The organism is Halorarum salinum, assembly GCF_013402875.1.
GTDB classification, from domain to species: domain Archaea; phylum Halobacteriota; class Halobacteria; order Halobacteriales; family Haloferacaceae; genus Halorarum; species Halorarum salinum.
Genome location: NZ_CP058579.1, coordinates 2,234,004 through 2,251,036 on the forward strand (window position 1 = coordinate 2,234,004; position 17,033 = coordinate 2,251,036).

Annotated in this window: 18 protein-coding genes; 8 read left to right on the plus strand and 10 right to left on the minus strand. The window is 69.1% G+C overall.

Features of this window, described 5'->3' with window-relative positions; genetic code table 11:
- The first annotated feature begins 62 nt into the window (after positions 1-62).
- Positions 63-365, plus strand: a complete 303-nt coding sequence (locus HUG12_RS10995; RefSeq protein ID WP_179268810.1) for a hypothetical protein — start codon at positions 63-65, stop codon at positions 363-365.
- 369 nt (positions 366-734) lie between these two features.
- On the opposite strand, the gene HUG12_RS11000 is transcribed toward HUG12_RS10995, so the two are convergent.
- Positions 735-1,766 carry a hypothetical protein gene (locus HUG12_RS11000; RefSeq protein ID WP_179268811.1) on the minus strand — a complete coding sequence of 344 codons (1,032 nt, stop codon included), beginning with the start codon at positions 1,764-1,766 and terminating at the stop codon, positions 735-737.
- A 701-nt stretch (positions 1,767-2,467) separates the two neighbouring features.
- Between HUG12_RS11000 and HUG12_RS11005 the strand changes: the two genes are divergently transcribed.
- The 4 genes from HUG12_RS11005 (at position 2,468) to HUG12_RS11020 (ending at position 8,252) form a co-directional block, all read left to right on the plus strand.
- Complete coding sequence (locus tag HUG12_RS11005; protein WP_179268812.1) at positions 2,468-2,893, plus strand: universal stress protein; 426 nt, start codon at positions 2,468-2,470, stop codon at positions 2,891-2,893.
- Between the two features lie 62 nt (positions 2,894-2,955).
- A complete protein-coding gene (locus tag HUG12_RS11010; protein WP_179268813.1) occupies positions 2,956-5,220 on the plus strand; it encodes an amino acid permease in 2,265 nt (754 codons plus the stop codon).
- Between the two features lie 200 nt (positions 5,221-5,420).
- The gene (locus HUG12_RS11015; protein ID WP_179268814.1) at positions 5,421-7,811 is read left to right on the plus strand and encodes an amino acid permease; all 2,391 of its coding nucleotides are present in this window, start codon (positions 5,421-5,423) and stop codon (positions 7,809-7,811) included.
- A gap of 111 nt (positions 7,812-7,922) precedes the next feature.
- On the plus strand, positions 7,923-8,252 hold the full coding sequence (locus HUG12_RS11020; RefSeq protein WP_179268815.1) for a DUF5789 family protein: 330 nt from the start codon (positions 7,923-7,925) through the stop codon (positions 8,250-8,252).
- Between the two features lie 63 nt (positions 8,253-8,315).
- Here HUG12_RS11020 and HUG12_RS11025 read toward each other — a convergent pair whose 3' ends face one another.
- Complete coding sequence (locus HUG12_RS11025) at positions 8,316-8,546, minus strand: DUF7385 family protein (RefSeq protein WP_179268816.1); 231 nt, start codon at positions 8,544-8,546, stop codon at positions 8,316-8,318.
- 96 nt (positions 8,547-8,642) lie between these two features.
- Positions 8,643-9,395: a GTP cyclohydrolase IIa gene (locus HUG12_RS11030; RefSeq protein ID WP_179268817.1), complete on the minus strand. Its 753-nt coding sequence runs from the start codon at positions 9,393-9,395 to the stop codon at positions 8,643-8,645.
- 300 nt (positions 9,396-9,695) lie between these two features.
- Between HUG12_RS11030 and HUG12_RS11035 the strand changes: the two genes are divergently transcribed.
- Entirely contained in the window at positions 9,696-9,839 is a 144-nt protein-coding gene (locus HUG12_RS11035; RefSeq protein ID WP_179268818.1) for a hypothetical protein, read from the plus strand.
- A 66-nt stretch (positions 9,840-9,905) separates the two neighbouring features.
- Here HUG12_RS11035 and HUG12_RS11040 read toward each other — a convergent pair whose 3' ends face one another.
- From HUG12_RS11040 to HUG12_RS11050, 3 genes are all read right to left on the minus strand, one after another.
- Positions 9,906-10,304, minus strand: coding sequence for an OsmC family protein (locus HUG12_RS11040; protein ID WP_179268819.1), 399 nt, complete (start codon positions 10,302-10,304; stop codon positions 9,906-9,908).
- A 146-nt stretch (positions 10,305-10,450) separates the two neighbouring features.
- Positions 10,451-11,164: a metal-dependent hydrolase gene (locus HUG12_RS11045; protein ID WP_179270628.1), complete on the minus strand. Its 714-nt coding sequence runs from the start codon at positions 11,162-11,164 to the stop codon at positions 10,451-10,453.
- A 62-nt stretch (positions 11,165-11,226) separates the two neighbouring features.
- The gene (locus HUG12_RS11050) at positions 11,227-11,562 is read right to left on the minus strand and encodes a hypothetical protein (RefSeq protein ID WP_179268820.1); all 336 of its coding nucleotides are present in this window, start codon (positions 11,560-11,562) and stop codon (positions 11,227-11,229) included.
- A gap of 170 nt (positions 11,563-11,732) precedes the next feature.
- On the opposite strand from HUG12_RS11050, the gene HUG12_RS11055 reads away from it, so the two are divergent.
- On the plus strand, positions 11,733-12,470 hold the full coding sequence (locus HUG12_RS11055) for a fumarylacetoacetate hydrolase family protein (RefSeq protein WP_179268821.1): 738 nt from the start codon (positions 11,733-11,735) through the stop codon (positions 12,468-12,470).
- Positions 12,471-12,519: 49 nt separating this feature from the next.
- Here the strand turns inward: HUG12_RS11055 and tpiA are convergent, their stop codons facing one another.
- Positions 12,520-13,164 (minus strand): triose-phosphate isomerase, encoded by a 645-nt coding sequence (gene tpiA / locus HUG12_RS11060; RefSeq protein WP_179268822.1) that lies wholly within the window; start codon positions 13,162-13,164, stop codon positions 12,520-12,522.
- 71 nt (positions 13,165-13,235) lie between these two features.
- Positions 13,236-13,754: a multiprotein bridging factor aMBF1 gene (locus HUG12_RS11065; RefSeq protein ID WP_179268823.1), complete on the minus strand. Its 519-nt coding sequence runs from the start codon at positions 13,752-13,754 to the stop codon at positions 13,236-13,238.
- Positions 13,755-13,969: 215 nt separating this feature from the next.
- Here HUG12_RS11065 and HUG12_RS21875 point away from each other — a divergent pair, with 215 nt between their 5' ends.
- On the plus strand, positions 13,970-14,104 hold the full coding sequence (locus HUG12_RS21875; protein WP_281362291.1) for a DUF7503 family protein: 135 nt from the start codon (positions 13,970-13,972) through the stop codon (positions 14,102-14,104).
- Here the strand turns inward: HUG12_RS21875 and HUG12_RS11070 are convergent.
- Positions 14,088-16,268 carry a caspase family protein gene (locus HUG12_RS11070; protein ID WP_179268824.1) on the minus strand — a complete coding sequence of 727 codons (2,181 nt, stop codon included), beginning with the start codon at positions 16,266-16,268 and terminating at the stop codon, positions 14,088-14,090. The two genes, HUG12_RS21875 and HUG12_RS11070, sit on opposite strands and share 17 nt — an antisense overlap.
- A 4-nt stretch (positions 16,269-16,272) precedes the next feature.
- Positions 16,273-17,019: a DUF7504 family protein gene (locus HUG12_RS11075; protein ID WP_179268825.1), complete on the minus strand. Its 747-nt coding sequence runs from the start codon at positions 17,017-17,019 to the stop codon at positions 16,273-16,275.
- Positions 17,020-17,033: the final 14 nt, after the last annotated feature.

The window sequence follows — 17,033 nt, forward strand, 5'->3', positions numbered from 1 at the left end:
CCGACGCTCAACACGATTCGAAGCTGGATGTACCTGACGACACAGCCGTGCATGGCCGTCGAGTGCCGCACGGCAACCGGCGGCCGAACTGCGAATACGTTCCCCGTGACCAAGCTAGCAAGTGCCCGTCGACGCGTGGTCCGCATGCGATTCGCCACGGGTCGATCACGTGGCAGCGGAATCTCGGCTTCGACGAGGATACCGTCGCTGCGCGGGTGGCGGCGACTCCGCAGGTCATCCGGCGGTACTACGACGACCCCGACTTCGACGACGAGCTCGAACGCCGTCGTTCGGAGACCGAGGTGATCGACATCGAGGAGCATCTCCACCCGACGGATCTGGGGGCAGAAGAGGAGGATTCCTGACCATGCTCAGAAGACCTCAAACTGGCTATATAGTAAGAATTCCGTCACGAGAATCGTCCTCCGACCCACTCCATTTATGTACTGAGCGACAGCCGAACTCGGTAGATTCACAGCTCAGATCCTTCGACGGGACCCTCTGGAAACGAGGGTCAAATCGGGCTTCAATACTTGATGCAAATGTGATGATCATGGCCCATCGAGCTAGTCGTACAGGTGAAGATCTCCGTTCAACCGTTCCTTCGGCTCCGAACAGGTGGCGTTTCCCCCGCTCTCACGCAGGGGTTCCCGAACCCGCCACCCCATACGTGCCGAAACCGAGTCACCTGAACGAGAGGGTCGGATGGAACGGCTCTCGAGGTCGTACCTGGCTCACCCGGACACGTCGTCGGCCCACTCCGCGGGGAGGACGCGCAACAGGCCGTCGGCCGCGAGATCGTCGGTAGTGACGAACAGGATGCCGTCGCCCCCGGTGACGGCGGTGCCGCCGCCGATCACCTCGTCCCAGTGGTCGAGGACGGCGTCGGGGATCGGCAGTTCGCGGACGTCCTCGCCGATCTCGCTGCTAGCGACGTACCGCACCCCGTCGCGCCCCTCGATGGCGTCGTAGTCCTGGGAGACCAGCGTTGCGTCGTCGCGCGTGCGGATTCCCCAGAACGCCTCGGCCGAGTGCGCCAGAAAGCCCTGGTTGAACGCCCGCTGTGGCGCCGGGACCTCTCGGCTCTGCCTGTCGAAGGCCGCCTCGCCCAGGCGATCGACGTCCTCGGTCTCGGCGCCGGCGCCGGCGCCAGTGCTCTCCGCGCCCGCCGTCGTCTCGTCGCTCGCGGTTCCCTTGCCACCGGCGTCTCCTGTTTCACGCTCGGTTTCCCCCGTCAGGTCGTCGCCATCGACGCCGGTGTCGACGACCTCGCGCTGATCAATCGATGTCGACCCGACGTCGGTACCGGGTTCGGACTCGAGCCCGGACCCCACGTCCTCGACGTCCGGGGACGTGTCCGTGACCTCCGCGGCCGCTTCGCCGGCGGCGTGGTCCTCCTCGCCGACGCCGCCGGCCTCGTCGGCGACCGCCTCTATGTCAGGGCCGGTGTCGACCACGTCGGTTTCCTCGACGGCCGACTCCCTGCCGCGGCTGCGGGACCGCCGCTGGGCGAGCGCGGCCGTCAGGAACGCAGCTCCGAAGGCGAGCCTGGCGAACCCGCGCCTGCGCTCGCCGCCCAGGAACGCTCGGAGCCCGCCGAGGAGGCCCGTTCCGCCGATGATCGCCGTCACCGCGCCCGATTCGACGCCGCGGCGGAGATACGGCGCTACCTTCGAGATGTACTCGCGGCCGATTTTCGCCGCGGCCCGCGCGGTTTCGACGCCTGATTCCGACTCCGATCGTGGGCTGGTGTCGGACTGGTTCACGCGGGACCGTTCGGTCGCGACGCACAAATCCTCACGGTCATCTCTATTACATCTCGAACGGATCGTTCGTGTACCGGAACCGTCTCTTCTCGGCGACCGGAACTCCGTGCTGGCGACCTGTCGACATTCCGGATTCGGAACATCGGCGACGTCGCGACGCCGGCTGCACGTCAGCGTGTGCGTGCCCCCGCGGGAGAACACACCGATGAGACGACCGCGCCGACGTGCTGGAGGATGTAGCCGGTGTCCGAGGCCGCGGAGAACGGCGCACTCGAAGGCGTCGGGGTCCACCACCATGCGGAGGGCGTGGAAGCCGTCCGCCCGAACGGCGGGCGCCCGCCATCAGCGCGTGGATGCCGTGCCGGTCGACCTCGTCGAGTCGGTGCTGCAGGCGGCTCTCCGTGGTCACCACGACTTCACGCTGGCGTCGAACGATTTCTCGAAGAGCAGTACCTTCCCCGTCCCATTTCTCCATCCGCAAAATTACCCGGAATGATTTCGGATCAAACATTCAGTACGCCATCTTTATATGAATCGGCCGGAGACCCCGGGTATGGACTCCCGCCGTCGGCACATCCGGACGGCAGCATCGAATCCCCGAGGCGTCGTTCGGGGGAACGGAGCGGAGACGGACCGGCGAGGTCGGCCGAACCCTCCGGAGGGACCGTCCCTTCGGGACCGCGGGGGACGGTGAACCGGCAATGACGCCGTTCGACCACCTCCTCGTTCCGATCGCGAGCGAGGAGGACGCGGAGGCGACGTGCGCGGCGCTGGAGCCGTTTCTCGACGACGTCGGCCGCGTCACGGCGGTCCACGTCATCGAGAAGGCGGGGGGCGCGATGGACAAGGCGCCCCTGGAGAAGCGACAGGAGGACGCCGCGACGTTCCTCGGTGTCGTGGACGCGGCACTCGGCGACTCCGTTCCCGTCGAGACGCGGGTCGCGTACGGAACCGACGTCGTCGAGACGCTGTTTCGGGAGGCGGCGGAGATCGGCGCCACCGCCATCGCCTTCCGCCCCCGTGGTGGAAGTCGCCTCCTCCGCATCATCTCCGGCGATACGGCGTCCCGCCTCGTCACCGAACCCGAGATTCCGGTGATCACACTCCCCCAGCAAGAGGACGCCTGACCGTCCATGACCGGTCGTTCAGCGACGCGAGCCAGTGAGTTCCCACTCGGGGTGAACCGCCGATGACTGACGAGGAACTCGCCAAAGACCTGGGCCTGGTGTCGGCGATGACGATCGGCATCGGCACGATGATCGGCGCCGGCATCTTCGTCCTGCCCGGCGTCGCCGCGAACGCGGCGGGGCCGATCGTCGTCGTGTCGTTCGTCGTCGGTGGCCTCATCGCGATGGTGAACGCGCTCTCCGTCTCGGAACTCGGGACGGCGATGCCGAAGGCCGGCGGCGGGTACTACTACATCAACAGGTCGCTCGGGCCGCTGTTCGGCTCGATCGCCGGGATGGGCGACTGGATGGGGCTCGCGTTCGCCTCGGCGTTCTACTGCATCGGCTTCGGGCAGTATCTCGCCGTCTTCGTATCGTTACCGGAGGTGGCGTTTCTCAACCCGATCCAGCTGGGCGCCCTCCTCGCCGGATCCGTCTTCGTCGCGATCAACTACGTCGGGGCCAAGGAGACCGGCGGCGTCCAGACGGTCATCGTGTTCGTGCTGCTCTCGATCCTCACGGCGTTCGCCTTCGCGGGCTTTCTCTCGTTCGACTATGCGACGCTCGCCGGGGCCGACGGTCTCGCGCCGTACGGAACCGGCGCGATCCTGCCGGCGACTGCGCTCGTGTTCGTCTCCTTCCTGGGGTACGCGAAGATCGCGACGGTCGCCGAGGAGCTGAAGAACCCGGGTCGGAACCTCCCCATCGCGATCATCGGGAGCGTCGGCATCGTCACCGTCATCTATGCCGTTCTCGTGACGACGATGCTCGGGGTGATCCCGTGGCCCGAGCTGAGCCGGGACGCGCCGGTCGCGCAGGCGGCTCGGGTGTCGTTCCCCTCGTCCGTCGGTTCGATCGACGGGGTCGCCGCCGCGGCCGCCGGCGTGATGACTCTCGGCGCGCTGCTCGCGACGGCGTCCTCGGCGAACGCCTCCATCCTCGCGTCGGCCCGCATCAACTTCGCGATGGGGCGTGACAGGATCGTCACCAACTGGCTCAACGAGATCCACCCGAACTACGCGACGCCCTACCGGTCGATTCTCGTCACCGGCGGGCTCATCGTCGCGTTCATCGCGTTCCTGGGACGGGACATCGAGGTACTTGCGAAGGCGGCCAGCGTGCTCCACCTCATCGTGTACGCGCTCATGAACGTCGCGCTGATCGTCTTCCGGGAGGCGGACGTTCCCGGGTACGATCCGGAGTTCACCGTGCCGTTCTACCCGTTCACGCCGATCGTCGGCGCGACGCTGTCGCTCGGACTCGTCGCGTTCATGGACGAGCGGGAGATCGCGCTCTCGGCCGGGTTCGTGGTCGCTGCCGTGCTCTGGTACTTCCTGTACGCTCGGACCGAAACGCCCCAGCGGGGCGTGCTCTCGAACTACGTTCTGAGTCGCGAGGGGGAGCTACCGGGACGGGTCGTCGATGCCACCGATGCGGTCGCACCGACCGGGAACGAGGGACCGACGATCATGGTCGCGCTGGCGAATCCACGGACCGAAAGTGCCCTCGTCACGCTCGCCGCCGCGCTCGCGAAGCACCGGGGCGGACGGGTGCTCGCGACCCACGTCGTCACGGTCCCCGATCAGACGTCGCTGGCCACCGCCGCGGAGAACAGGGCGGCGATCGACACCACCTCCGAGCGACTTCTCGCGGCCGCGAAAGCGGACGCGGAGGCGTTCGAGGTTCCCATCGACACGAAAACCGTTCTCTCACATCGGGGAATCGGGGAGGTGATCGACGCCGCGCGGTCGAACGAAGCCGACACCGTCGTGATGGGCTACGGCGGCGCGCAGTTCGCGGGCGGACGTGCCGAGGGGTCGCTGGACGAACTGACGCACGATCTCCCGTGTGACTTCCTCGTGTTGGACGGTCAGGACCTCGATCTCTCCGACGTGCTCGTTCCCACTGCCGGGGGACCTTCGTCCGACCTCTCCGCGGAGGTCGCCCGCGCGTTGCAGGAGACCGTCGGCGTGGACGTCTCACTGCTACACGTCGTCGATGCGGACGAAACGGCGGCTGGCCGCGAGTTCCTGTCCGAGTGGGCCGAGAGCCATCAGTTGGGCGACGCGGAACTGCTCGTCGAAACGGGGGAGGTGGAGGCGACGATCGGACGGTTCGGTGCCGGGTACGGTTTGGTGATCGTCGGAGCGACGGAGCGGGGCCTGCTGTCGCGCATCGTTCGTGGATCGCTCGTGTTCGATTCGATCGAGAGGCTCGAGACGCCGGTGTTGCTGACGGAGCGACCGTCTTCACGGTCCGTTCGGGAACGGTTGCTGGGCCGTCGTTGAAACGGGCAGCGTGTTCGGTCTTCCTTTCGTTACCGCCCCCACTCGTTAGCCTCGAGGCAGAACCCGTCCTGCGCAAACGAGGTCGACGTGGATCGGCGAGGGGATCTCCACTACCGTGCCCTCGATGGCGTCGCGACCCGGGCCGAGCAGTCGCGTACAGGCACCGCGTTTATTGTCGAGAGCAAGGAGCATACACGCGGATGGTAGAGCACACGCGAACGCTGGGGTTCAAGGTCGCTTTCGCGATCGGGCTGGGGACGATGATCGCGGCGGGCATCTTCTCGCTGTCCGGGACGGCCGTCGCTCAAATCGGCAGTAGCGCCGTCATTGCGTTCGTCATCGCCGCCGTCGTCGCGGGATTGACCGCGGCCTCCTACTCGGAGTTCGCGTCCATCTACTCCGAGAACGGCGGCGGCTACCTCTTCTCCTCGCGAACCTTCGAGAACGACACGCTCGAATACACCGTCGGCGCGATGCTGTTTCTCGGCTACACCGGGACGACCGCGTTCTACCTCGCCACGATGGACGAGTGGTTCTTTCGGTTCATCGTCCCCGAACCGCTCCACTTCCTTCCCCACGGGACGACGGGCGTGCTCGCTGCGCTCCTCCTCGGGACGCTCAACGCCAGGGGGACCGAGGAGAGCGGCACCTTCCAGCTGCTGGTCACGGGGGCGAAGGTCGCGGTCCTCCTCGCGTTCATCGGCGGGGCGTTCGCGTACCGCGGACCGGTGGCCGCGGGAGGGACGTTCGCCGCCGGGTTCTCGACTGACGTCGTCGGCATCGTCGCCGTCGCCGCGCTCGCGTTCATCACGTTCTTCGGCTTCTCCGCCATCGCGGCCAGCGCCGGCGAGATCATCGAGCCGAGACGGACGGTTCCGAGGGCCATCGCGGCGAGCATCCTCACCGTCACCGTCCTGTACGCGCTGGTCATCGTCGCGATGGTCAACTCGCCCGTCCCCGCCGAGGTCATCGCCGAGGAGGGCGAAACGGCGATGGGGCGGGTCGCCGCGGGCTTCCTCGGCCCGATCGGTCGGAGCCTCATCGTGGCCGGCGCCGTCTTCAGCATGGTCAGCGCCTCGAACGCGAGCATCCTCGCGGCAAGCGGGATCGGCTCGTTGATGGGCCGCCAGGGACAGGCTCCTCGGCCGTTCTCGCGCATCCACCCCGAGTACAACACGCCGTTCTGGAGCGTGGTGACCGCGACCGGGACCATCGTCGGCCTGATCGTGCTCTTCATCGGCGTGTTCCCGGCCGAGGGCGGGCCGATCCCGTTCGACGTCACGGTGCCGGTCCCCGCCGTCGGCGCGCTCACGGTGACGGAGCTCGGGCTGACTGTTCTGACCGGGTTCGCCACGCTGAACCTCCTGTTGCCGCTCTCGGTCGTCAACGTCGCGCTCATCTACTCCCGTCGGCGCCATCCCGGCGTCGAACGGGGCTTTCGCGTACCGGGCGTGCCCCTGGTGCCGGCGCTCGGGGTCGTCGCGAACCTGGCGCTCATCTACAACCTCCCGGTCAAGGGCGTCGTCGTCGGCCTGCTGTTCGTCCTCCTGCTCCTCGCGTCCTACCTCGTCTGGGGCGGTGCGCCGGACGTCAGGGAACTGTACGAGGAGGTGGTGCCGCCGACCGGTCCGTCGGCTGTGACCGGCGGGGACGAGGCCGCCGCGTCGACCGTCGACCAGGGACGTCACCGCATCCTCGTCGCCGTCGCTCGGCCGGAGCGCGCGCCGCGGTACGTCAAACTGGCGGCGACGCTCGGATCGCTCCGGAGCGACGACCCGCTCGTTCAGGTCGTCAACGTCACGCACGTCCCCGAACAGACGCCCTTCGAGGCGGTCGTGGACACCGCTCGGGGGCGCGCCGATCGCATCCAGGAGCTGCTCGACGCCGAGGGGATCGACGTCGAGTACACCGTCGAAGGCCACGTCTCCCAGGACGTCGCCTTCGACATCCTCCAGACCGCCAGAAACGACGGAGCGGACCTGATCCTCATGGGCTACCCCGAGAAGCACACCCGAGTCGCCGAACGGGTCGAGTACAGAGCACCCTGTGGCGTTCTGTTCGCCAGCGGCATCACGGATCCGACCGGACTCGACGTCGTCAACGTCGGCGCCGGCGGCGGCCCCCACCATCTGGACCTGCTGCCGCTGGTCGAGCGCATGGGACGGGAGGGGGCGGACCTGCACGTGATCAACGTCGACCCGGGCGGCGGTCACGGCAGTCCCGAGGACGTCGAGGCGACGACCGCGGAGCTCTCGGAGGCGCCGTCCGTCCGAATCCACGAGGTCACTGCCTCGACCGTCGCTGAAGGGCTGGTGGAGACCGCCGCTCGAAACGGCGGGATCCTCCTCATCGGCGCGACCCGGACGCGACGGCTCCGCCGATGGGTGTTCGGAAGCACGCCGGACAGGGTGATCGAACTCGCCGGAGGCGCCGACGTGCCCGTCCTCGTCTACGCGAGTCCGCGCGGCGTCCACGGCCCGGTGGAAGATTACGTCTATCCCGTGTATCGCTATCTCACCGGACGACGGCGGCGCAGTGCTGCCACGCAGTCGACCACCGAACCTGAGCCGACCGAGCAGAACGGGACGTGACGACGGTCGGGCCGGTCCCGCGATCACCCCCGTCGAAGACCCCGCAAACGCGCCGCCGACTGGTCACCGACTGGCGGAAACCGGTTTCCCCCGCTCGACCGTACGTCGACCATGGCCACCGGTGACACCGACAGGGAGGAGGGCGTCGACTTCGCCGAGATAAACCAGGTCCTCGAGGGGCTCTCGTTCCCGGTCACGAACGACGAACTGGTCGAACGCTACGGCGACCGCGAGTTCGGGCGCACGAACGTCGGCCCGATCACGATCGCGGACCTGTTCGAACCGATGGGGGAGGACACCTTCGGGTCCATCGACGAGGTGCGCGAGATGGCGTTGAGCCAGATGCCGGGCGAGTCCGTCGGCCGCCTGCGCTACTCCGACCGCGGCGTGTCGAACGACACGCGCGAGGGGACCGGTCTGAGCGAGTCGGAGTCGTTCTAATCGCTTGCCGACCCCGTCGACCGGCGGGCTCGACCGTGACACGGGACGAATCCGACGCGTCGGTCAGCCGTCGTGGGTGAAGATGAACGCCTGCCCGTCGTCGACGCCGACGCAGAGGTCGAGCAGCTTCGAGATGTCGAGGCTCGTCGGGTTCTGCTTGCAGACGACCAGGTCCTCGAACGGCTCCCCGCAGGCCGGACAGGCGACCGAGACGGTGTTCTGGTACGACTTGATCGCGGCGTTCTCCTCGCGGGGCGTCAGCGACGAGGTGAGTTCGTCGGTGTCGACGTCCATAGGGGCGCGTTCGACCGATCCCTAATCAATGTCTCGGGCGTGTGGGACGCGTTCGGGGGGGCCGTACGAACCGCCGTCCGCCCGGGCGTCGGCGGCCTACGCGAACTCCACCAGCGTCCCCTCGTACCGGCAGTCCTCCAGGGCGTGTTTCGCGGCGATGCCGGCCTCGTGGGCAGTCGGTCCCCGGCCGACGCCCACCTTCAACTGGACCTCCGCCTCGTCGGCGACGTGCTCTATCGCCGCGTGGTACTCCTCGACGCCCAGATCCGGGCAGACCGAGATGACGTTGTCGCCGCCGACGAAGAAGGAGAGCGCGCCGTGGGCCTCGCGCATGTACCGCATGAGGCTCGCGTACCCCTGCTCGATCCGGATGAACGAGTCGAACTCGTTGAGCCTGTCGGTGTACTTCCCGGTGGCGTCGTTCACGTCGAAGTGGGCGATCCGGACGTCGTCGTCGCCCGCGTCGCCGTTGAACTCGCCGGCGAGCACCTCGGCCCTGTCGGCCGACTGGGCGCTCCCGGCGTCCTGGACGCGCTCGGTCGCGGTCTCGAGCGCCTCGATCGGCCGGTCGTCGACGCCGACCCCGAGGCTGACGGTGACGGGGTAGCGGTTCCGGATCGTCTCCTGGAGGAGCTCGTGGTCGGTCAGGTCGAGGCCGTTCGTCACGGCCACCATGTTGTCGAACCGTGTGAAGAACACGTAGCCGTCGCGGGAGCCGACGAACTGCGCGAGGTCGGCGAACAGCCGCGACTGCATCGTCTGGAGGTCCATCTCGCGGCGCGGCTCGGGCGTCACTGTCCAGGGTCCGTAGTTGTCGATCTGGACGAGCGTCAACTGCGTCGCGGTCACGGTGCCGACTCCGACCCCACCACACATACGCGTTACCGTTCACGGTTTCGGGACGCCCCCGCGTCGTCGGGCCCGGCGGACTGGAATCGGGTCGCGAACGCGGGGGGACGGACGAGGCGGGACGCAGGTTCGAACCCGGTGAACGCCCGTTCGAACCAGACGGACCGCCGGGGCTCGCTCCGGGGGCGCACTCGACGAGGCCGCACTCGACGGTGGCGGCGTCGCCTTCCACGACGGGACGCCGTTACGAGTGTCATCGTCTGACAAAGGTTTATATGCGACAGCGTGATACAGACTACCATGGAAGAGCGCGATTCACCGTACGTCTTCCGTGACGAGGCCGAGGGCCGCGTCGGCGACCGGGATCCGAACCCGGACGGCCGCGACGTGGTCATCATCGAGGGCCGCGCGATGACGTACCGCGCGTACCGCGGGGCCGAGTAGCCCCGCCGCCGTTCGTGTGGTCGTCCCGTGCTCGAAAAGTGAGGAGCGGCGCGTCCGCGCGTCGCCTCAGAACGCGTCGCCGTGGGCCGTGATGTCCGCCTCGAGCCCCTCGCGGACCGCCGAGTGGACGTGGCAGATGTCCTCCCCGCGGGCGACGACGTCCGAGAGCGTGTCGTCGTCGACGTCGGCCTCCACGTAGACGTCGAAGCTGATGGCCGTGAGGTCGTCGTCCCCGTCCAGTTCGGCCTCCGCGTCGATCTGGACCCTGCCGAGGTCGTCGTGGCCCTCCTTCTGCGCGCCGACGCGGAAGGCAGGGAGATAACAGGAGGCGTAGTCCGCGACGAGCACGGAGTTCGGGTCGGGGCCGCCCTCCCCGGTGGCGTCGATGGTGAGGTCGTAGTCGCCGACCTGGCTCGTGCTCTCGTAGCCCTCCTCGCTGACGGTGGACGTCTCGATGTCGGTCATGATGCATCCATCCGGTAAACGATCCGAGGGCGTAAACCTTGTCGAAGCGGTAGCGCGGATCGTCCCGCTGCGGGTGGTTTCGGTCGGAACTGACCGAACTCGTCCCGGCCGGGTCTGACCGAACCCGTCCCGGACCGGTCAGCAACTCACTCCAGCGTGAACGACTCGTCGCCCTCGAGCACGTGGACCTCGGCGTCGCTGCCGGTCGCTTTCACCTCGCGGACGAAGTCGTCCGTCTCGATCTCGATCGGCGGGAACGTGTCGTAGTGCATCGGAAACGCGTGGTCGACGTCGAGCCAGTCGACCGCGATGGCGGCCTGGGTCGGCCCCATCGTGAAGTAGTCGCCGCAGGGCACCGCCACGGCGTCGGGTTCGAGGAACGGCCCGATCACGTCGCGCATCTCGGACATCAACGACGTATCGCCAGCGTGGTAGAACGTCGTCGAGTCCGGGTCGGACTCCTGGGTGGGCCTCTTGTCGGAGACGACGTAGCCGGCGGGCATGCCGCCGGAGGCGCCGTATCCCGTGTCCAGGCCGTTCGAGTGATCGGCCCGGACCATCGTGACGAACGCGTCGTCGAGTTCGACGGTGCCGCCGAGGTTCATCCCCGTCGTGTCGTCGACGCCGTATTCGTCCGTGAGGTAGCCGGTCAGTTCGGGCGTGCCGACGAAGTGCGCGTCGCGGAACCGATCACAGTCCGCGATGTGGTCCGCGTGTCCGTGGGTCAACAGCACGTGGTCCGGATCGAGTTCCTCCGGGTCGGTGTCCGTGTACGGGTTGTCGAAGAACGGGTCGACGAGCAGGTCGGTGTCGTCCATCGAAACGTGCCACGTGGAGTGGCCGTGCCAGGTGAGTTCCATTGCCGACATGACGGGTTACCGTTCGCGCGACGGGCACATAAAATCGGTCGCCGGGGCGGCTCTCACGCCGTCGGCTCGGGGTCCGAGTCGGTGACCTCGACCAGTTCGGCCGATTCGACGTACTCGCTCTCCCCGCCGACGCGGAGCTGGATCGTCGTCCCCGGCGTGTCGGTCCCCGCTCGGTCCGCCAGATCCGGGAGCGAGACGGCGGTGACCCCCTCGCGGGTCACGGCGCGCCGCTGGAGCGTCCGCCCGCCCACCTCCGTCCGTTCCCACTCCTCGCCGGGGGTGTCTGTTCCGAAGTACGACTCGTCGTCGCGGTCGGGGGCCACCTCGCCGTCGCCCCGCACCGACTCCGTCGCGTCGTCCTCCCGATACTGGTGCAGGTGTACGAGCATACGTTCACTCCCGTCCCCGACGGCCTATCGGTCACGGCAGGTTCGCGACCGATCTCCGTCCGATCGACGACCGCGTTCCGACCGCCCGCACGCCGAACGTCGACCGCGCCTCTCGCGGCCGACCTCGCCGGACTCACAACGACTAACCCGGCACGACACGGCCCTCCCCCATGCGCACTGCCCGCATCCGCGACCCGTCGGGGGCGATCCGAACGGGGCGCTACGAGGACGGTACCGTGGAAGCCGCCGGGACGACCTTCGACGTGGACGACCCGGACGTCGACCTGCTCGCGCCCTGCGACCCGAGCAAGATCGTCTGCGTCGGCCGGAACTACGCCGCCCACGCCGAGGAGCTCGGCAACGAGGTGCCGGACCGGCCGCTGCTGTTCCTGAAACCTCCCAACGCGGTCGCCCCGCCGAACTCGACCGTCCCGCTCCCGGCGGGGAAAGAGCGGATCGACCACGAGGCGGAACTGGCCGTCGTCGTGGGCGAGGAGGCGCGCAACGTCGACGCCGCGGACGCCTGGGACGTCGTCGACGGCATCACCTGCATGGACGACGTGTCGAACCGTGACGACCAGAACCGCGAGCAGAACTGGGTGCGGGGGAAGGCGTTCGACGCCAGCGCGCCGCTCGGTCCCGTCGTCGCGGACGTCGAGCACGTCCCGGCCGACGCCTCGGTGATGCTCCGCGTGAACGGCGAGGAGCGCCAGCACGGGAGCCGCGACCAGTTCATCTTCGACGTCCCGACGCTGATCGAGGAGATCACGACGTACCTCACGCTCGAACCGGGCGACGTGATCGCGACCGGGACGCCCGACGGCGTCGGACCGCTGTCGGACGGCGACCGCGTCGAGGTGGAGGTCGAGGGCGTCGGCGTCCTCGAACACGACGTGCGCGCCGAGTAGGCGACGCTCCGCACCCGCGCCGCCCCGACGTCGCCCCTGTGACCGGGTTTCAGATTCCGGAGACGAGGTCGCGAAGGACTGCCCGCGGGTCCTCGGCCTTCGCCACGCCGCTGGCGAGGAGCACGCCCGACGCGCCGAGTTCCGCCGCCGCCGCCACGTCCTCGCCGGTGGAGACGCCGGCGCCACAGAACAGGTCGACGTCGTCGTTCACCGCCGCGACCGCCGCCGCGGAGTCCTCGACGATCGACGGGTCGGCGGTCGCGACCGAGTCGTCGCCGCCGATGAGCTCGGGCGGTTCGACCGCGACCGCGTCCGGGCCGAGCGCCGCCGCGGCGGCCGCCTGATCCGGGTTGTTCCCGCAGACGACGGTCTCGAGGTCGGCCCGATCGGCCGCGTCGAGCGAGCCGTCGACGTCGGCCAGTTTCAAGCGGTTCTCCGAGTGGTTCAGCAGCGTCCCGACCGCGCCGGCGTCGGCGACGGCCTCCGCGAGCGTGCTGCCGGTGTGGCTGCCGTGCCCGACGGGGGAGACGTGCTGGGCCCACGTTTCGACGCCCGTCCCCGCCACGGCGGGGAGGTGGGCGGCCTGCGGCGAGACGGCGATCCGCGCGCCGGACTCCTCGGCGACGTCCCTCGCGGCCGTCGCGACCGCGACCGGGTCACACGGGTACGCCTTCAGGTTGACGAGGACGAACATACCGGAAGCGTGCGCCTGCGGGCAAAAGGCGTGGCGGTTGCGGCGCTATCGCCGACCGAGGGCGGCGTCGCTCAGGAGTCGTTGCGCTTGACGACGTCGCCGAGCGTCATCGTGCCCGACGACTCCGAGGACCACTCGGAGTCCTCGGCGTCCTCGCCCTCGACCAGCGAGATGCCGAGCGACTTCTCCAGTTTCGACTGGACGTCGTCGCTCGGGAGGATCTCGCCGCGTTCCAGCTTCCGGATGACGCTGGCCTTCTCGTTGAGCTGCTTCGCGAGGTCCTCCTGGCTCAGCCCGGCGCTCTCGCGCGCGTTCCGGATGCGGTCGTCGTAGTCGGCCGCCACCGTGTCCATCTCGTCGAACATGTCGCGCCGCCGCGTCGACGAGGAGGAGGACGATGGCGACGAGGACGACGATCCGCCGGAGGAGGAGGACGTCGAGTACTTCGTGGAACCCGACGAGCCCGACGACTCCGTCCGCACCGTCGTCCCGAACTCCGAGCAGTCGCCACAGAGCTCTAGCTCGGCCCCCTCGACCTTCGTGGTGGTGAGCGAGGGCTTCTCCGCGCCGCACATCTCACACTGAGGCATACCTGACGTAGCGCGTACCCGTTGATAAAACGTGCGCCCCGGCGGCCCGGAGACGCTCGCCCGACCGTCGCCGATTCGGACGGATAGTTACCACCTGCCTCCGCGTTCGTCTACCTTTCCGACCGATCGGAGGGGAAAAGCAACTTTATTGTACGACCTGAATATCAGGACCTTTCAGATAGATTCACTATGAAAGGAACTCCTCTTCGACGTGTATGTCCGAAGCAAACCGGATGTCGGAGTTCCTGGCTGAGCACCCGAAGATGGTCGGCGCGCTGTTCACGATGACGCTGCTGCTGTCACAGGCGGGCGCCGTGATGGCCGGCTCGTCCGCTACTGCTGGTCCGTAAGCGATCGCACGTCCGAGACGCTCATTTCGTCGGTCCAGTGGATTTCGTTCTCGATAGCCAGCGGGATCCGTGCTAGTTCCAGGAACGAGCGGAAGGTATCCAGCTCCGACCTGGAGTTCGCACGGACCCCCGAGGCAACGTACTGCCTGTTCGACGCCTCGTAGTGGGGATTGGCCATCGTTCCTAGCCCGAACGAGCGGGTCGGATAGTACACGGGGCGGATGTGGAACGCGTCCGGTTCCGTGTCCGTGATTTCGGCGACGATGGGTGCGCCCGTCGCGCACTGACACAGCTGTACCCGCGGGTCGCCGACGATGGTGTACGCGCTCCCCGCGAACGGCCCGCGAGCCACGACGTCCAGCGCCGCGTCCAGCGGGAACCCCGCGTCGAACAGGCGGGCGAGGTCGCGGCCCACCCGCGTCGCCAGCGAGTTCGGGAGCTCCGTGAGCGAGACGACGCCGCCGAGCGCGCCGGCCTCGACGAGCGCCATCCCCTGCTGGTAGGAGGTGCAGGCGTTCAGCAGGAACGCCTCGACGCCCGTCCCGTCCAGGCGCCGGAGGTCGAGGAAGCTGTCCGAACACTCGACGCCGCGCTCGTCCACGTGGCCGATGTAGTGGAGGAAGTCGTGGTCGTCCCGGAGCAGTTCGGCCAGCTCTGCCACGCTCAGGTCCACGGCCTGGACGACGTCGAACGCGACGTGGTCCCTGAACCCGTACACGTCGTCGGCCTCACCCGCCATCCGGCCGTCGTTGCAGACGACCGTGACGTCGATGGTGAGATCCGCCGATAGCGTTCGGTCGAGCCGTCGACGGTAGGCGTCGACGGTCGGCTTCGCCGCGCGCATCGGGAAGCCCGGACCGACCCACGCGAGCGAGGTGCTCCCGGCGGGGCGGGGGGAGACGATCGCGTCCCCCTCGGCGGTGACGTTCTGGGTCGGGCTCCGGGTCGAGTCGGGCCGGGGGGACGCGTCGTCGGCGCTCCGCGTGACCGGCGCCGCCCGGTCGTTTCGGACGAACTCGGCGAGCGGCCCGGCGTCGTCCCGGTCGGGGACGGTCGGCGTCGGAGGCGGCGACCGGACCTTCGAGAGGTCGCCCGCGAGGAACGGGAGGATCGCCGCGTTCGCGGCGACCGGCTTCACGTCGGTGGTCTGTGGCCAGTCGACGGCGCCCTCGGTCGCGCTCCGTGGGACCTCGAGGTACGCCGCCGTTCGCTCGGCGAGGTCCGCCTCGTACCACTCCTCCCACGGCGGGTCGAGCCGGTCGGTGAGCGACTCGTGCAGGTGGAGGTCGACGTCGTACAGCCCGGCCGGACAGGCTCGCGTCGCACAGTCGAGCGTGAACGTGTGCGCGAGCAGCCGTCCGAGTTCGAGCGCGAGCTCCTCCCGCTCGTCGGGGAGGCGGTGCCGGGTGCCGCCGGCCGAGAGGTACGGCCGCTCGCTCTCGACGACGTTCGCCCCGAGGTAGTAGGCGACCGGCGCGGCCGAGAACAGGGGCCCGTACTCGAACGGCAGGCCCAGCTTCACCCCGTTCTCGGCGCGCTCGACGAGCGGCGGCAGCTCGAACTCCTCGCCGACCCGGAGGAGCGGGGGGTGGCCCCGCAGCGTCGGGAACGACCGCTCGGGGGAGGTCGTCGCGAGCGCCGACCCGAACGTCGAGAGCCCGGCGGCGACGTCGGCCGGGTCGTCGGTCACGGTCACCGTCCCGGCGGGCGTCCCGTGGCGCGAGCGCGCGCCGAGCGTGACCGTGGCGGGACCGCCGTCGGACGTCACCGTCGGGTATCTGTCCCCGTAGCTGACCAGCGCCGGCCCGTCGAGCGCGAGGTACGTCTTCACCGGCGCCGTGGAGAGTTCGAGCACGTGGGGACCGGAGGGGACGCGCGCGGAGCCGTCCGCCGTCGCCGTCGCGACCACCCGGTTCTCCGGGGTTCTGACGTACACGTCGGCGGTACAGAGCGGGGTGACCGACGGGGCGGTGAACCGCCAGCAGCCGTCCACCGGCGTGGGGAACAGCTCCTCGTCGGACACTCGGGTCGGGCAGGTGCTCCCGCCGCCGAGCCGAAACGGGAGGTTGACCTCCTCGATTCGGTCGTCCACCTCGTAGTCGGCGGGCCCCTCGGCCGGGACGAGCGACACTGCCCGTGCGGCGTCGCCTCGTGTATCGCTCACCGGATCACCCGAGCGGATACCAGTCGGTCGTCCCCCACCCGTGGATGTGCCACCGCTCCTCGGGCAGCACCGCCCGGTCGCGGAGCCGGAGCTCGACGACGACGTCGAGGACCTCCCCGAGCTGGGTCGCGATCCCGTCGACGAGGGGGTCCGACCGCGGCTCCCCGTCAACGGGGCGTCTGGGCAGGTGGAAGTGGGCCATCCCGCCCCGGTCGCGCGTGGTCGCGGCCGCCTCCCTGAGGACGTCCCCCGCGCCCGACTCGCCGAGCGTCGCGCGGAGGCCGTCGACGCGGTACAGCCCGACGCGGAGCGTCATCTCGTCGCCGCCGTCGACGCTGACCTCGTCGATGGCGTCGAGGAAGCGCCGTCCGAACCCGTCGTCGACGGGGCCGGACGGCGCGAGGCCGCCGTCGCTCGCGGGCGACCCGCCGGACGCCCCAGCGCTTCGGAGCGTGTCGTCCCTGCGGACGATCGCCGTCCCCCCGCTGTCGGCGGAGACGCTCCCCGGGAGCCAGGCGTTCGGTCGCGGCGTGTCGTGTGTCAGCCCGAGGACGCGACGGCGCGGGTTCGACGGATCGCCGAAGTATCGCGTCGCCGCGACCCGGTGGGCGTCCGTCGGGACGTCGCCCGTGACGAGCATGCCACACCCCCCGTCGAGGGTGTCGAGCGCCGCCCGGAGCGACGGGTCGGCTCCGCGCGTTCGGGGGCCGGACGCCTCGGCGCCGGGCGTGTCGGCGCGTCCTCGATTCATGAGTCCGGTGAGGA

What these genes read in the sequence shown, in the direction of transcription:
- HUG12_RS11035 (WP_179268818.1), top strand. Translation starts at nt 9,696, where the DNA reads ATGGAAGAGCGCGATTCACCGTACGTCTTCCGTGACGAGGCCGAGGGC.
- HUG12_RS11020 (WP_179268815.1), top strand. Translation starts at nt 7,923, where the DNA reads ATGGCCACCGGTGACACCGACAGGGAGGAGGGCGTCGACTTCGCCGAG.
- HUG12_RS11015 (WP_179268814.1), top strand. Translation starts at nt 5,421, where the DNA reads ATGGTAGAGCACACGCGAACGCTGGGGTTCAAGGTCGCTTTCGCGATC.
- HUG12_RS11025 (WP_179268816.1), bottom strand. Translation starts at nt 8,546, where the DNA reads ATGGACGTCGACACCGACGAACTCACCTCGTCGCTGACGCCCCGCGAG.
- HUG12_RS11055 (WP_179268821.1), top strand. Translation starts at nt 11,733, where the DNA reads ATGCGCACTGCCCGCATCCGCGACCCGTCGGGGGCGATCCGAACGGGG.
- HUG12_RS21875 (WP_281362291.1), top strand. Translation starts at nt 13,970, where the DNA reads ATGTCCGAAGCAAACCGGATGTCGGAGTTCCTGGCTGAGCACCCGAAG.
- HUG12_RS11075 (WP_179268825.1), bottom strand. Translation starts at nt 17,019, where the DNA reads ATGAATCGAGGACGCGCCGACACGCCCGGCGCCGAGGCGTCCGGCCCC.
- HUG12_RS11050 (WP_179268820.1), bottom strand. Translation starts at nt 11,562, where the DNA reads ATGCTCGTACACCTGCACCAGTATCGGGAGGACGACGCGACGGAGTCG.
- HUG12_RS11010 (WP_179268813.1), top strand. Translation starts at nt 2,956, where the DNA reads ATGACTGACGAGGAACTCGCCAAAGACCTGGGCCTGGTGTCGGCGATG.
- HUG12_RS11065 (WP_179268823.1), bottom strand. Translation starts at nt 13,754, where the DNA reads ATGCCTCAGTGTGAGATGTGCGGCGCGGAGAAGCCCTCGCTCACCACC.
- HUG12_RS11005 (WP_179268812.1), top strand. Translation starts at nt 2,468, where the DNA reads ATGACGCCGTTCGACCACCTCCTCGTTCCGATCGCGAGCGAGGAGGAC.
- HUG12_RS11040 (WP_179268819.1), bottom strand. Translation starts at nt 10,304, where the DNA reads ATGACCGACATCGAGACGTCCACCGTCAGCGAGGAGGGCTACGAGAGC.
- tpiA (WP_179268822.1), bottom strand. Translation starts at nt 13,164, where the DNA reads ATGTTCGTCCTCGTCAACCTGAAGGCGTACCCGTGTGACCCGGTCGCG.
- HUG12_RS11045 (WP_179270628.1), bottom strand. Translation starts at nt 11,164, where the DNA reads ATGGAACTCACCTGGCACGGCCACTCCACGTGGCACGTTTCGATGGAC.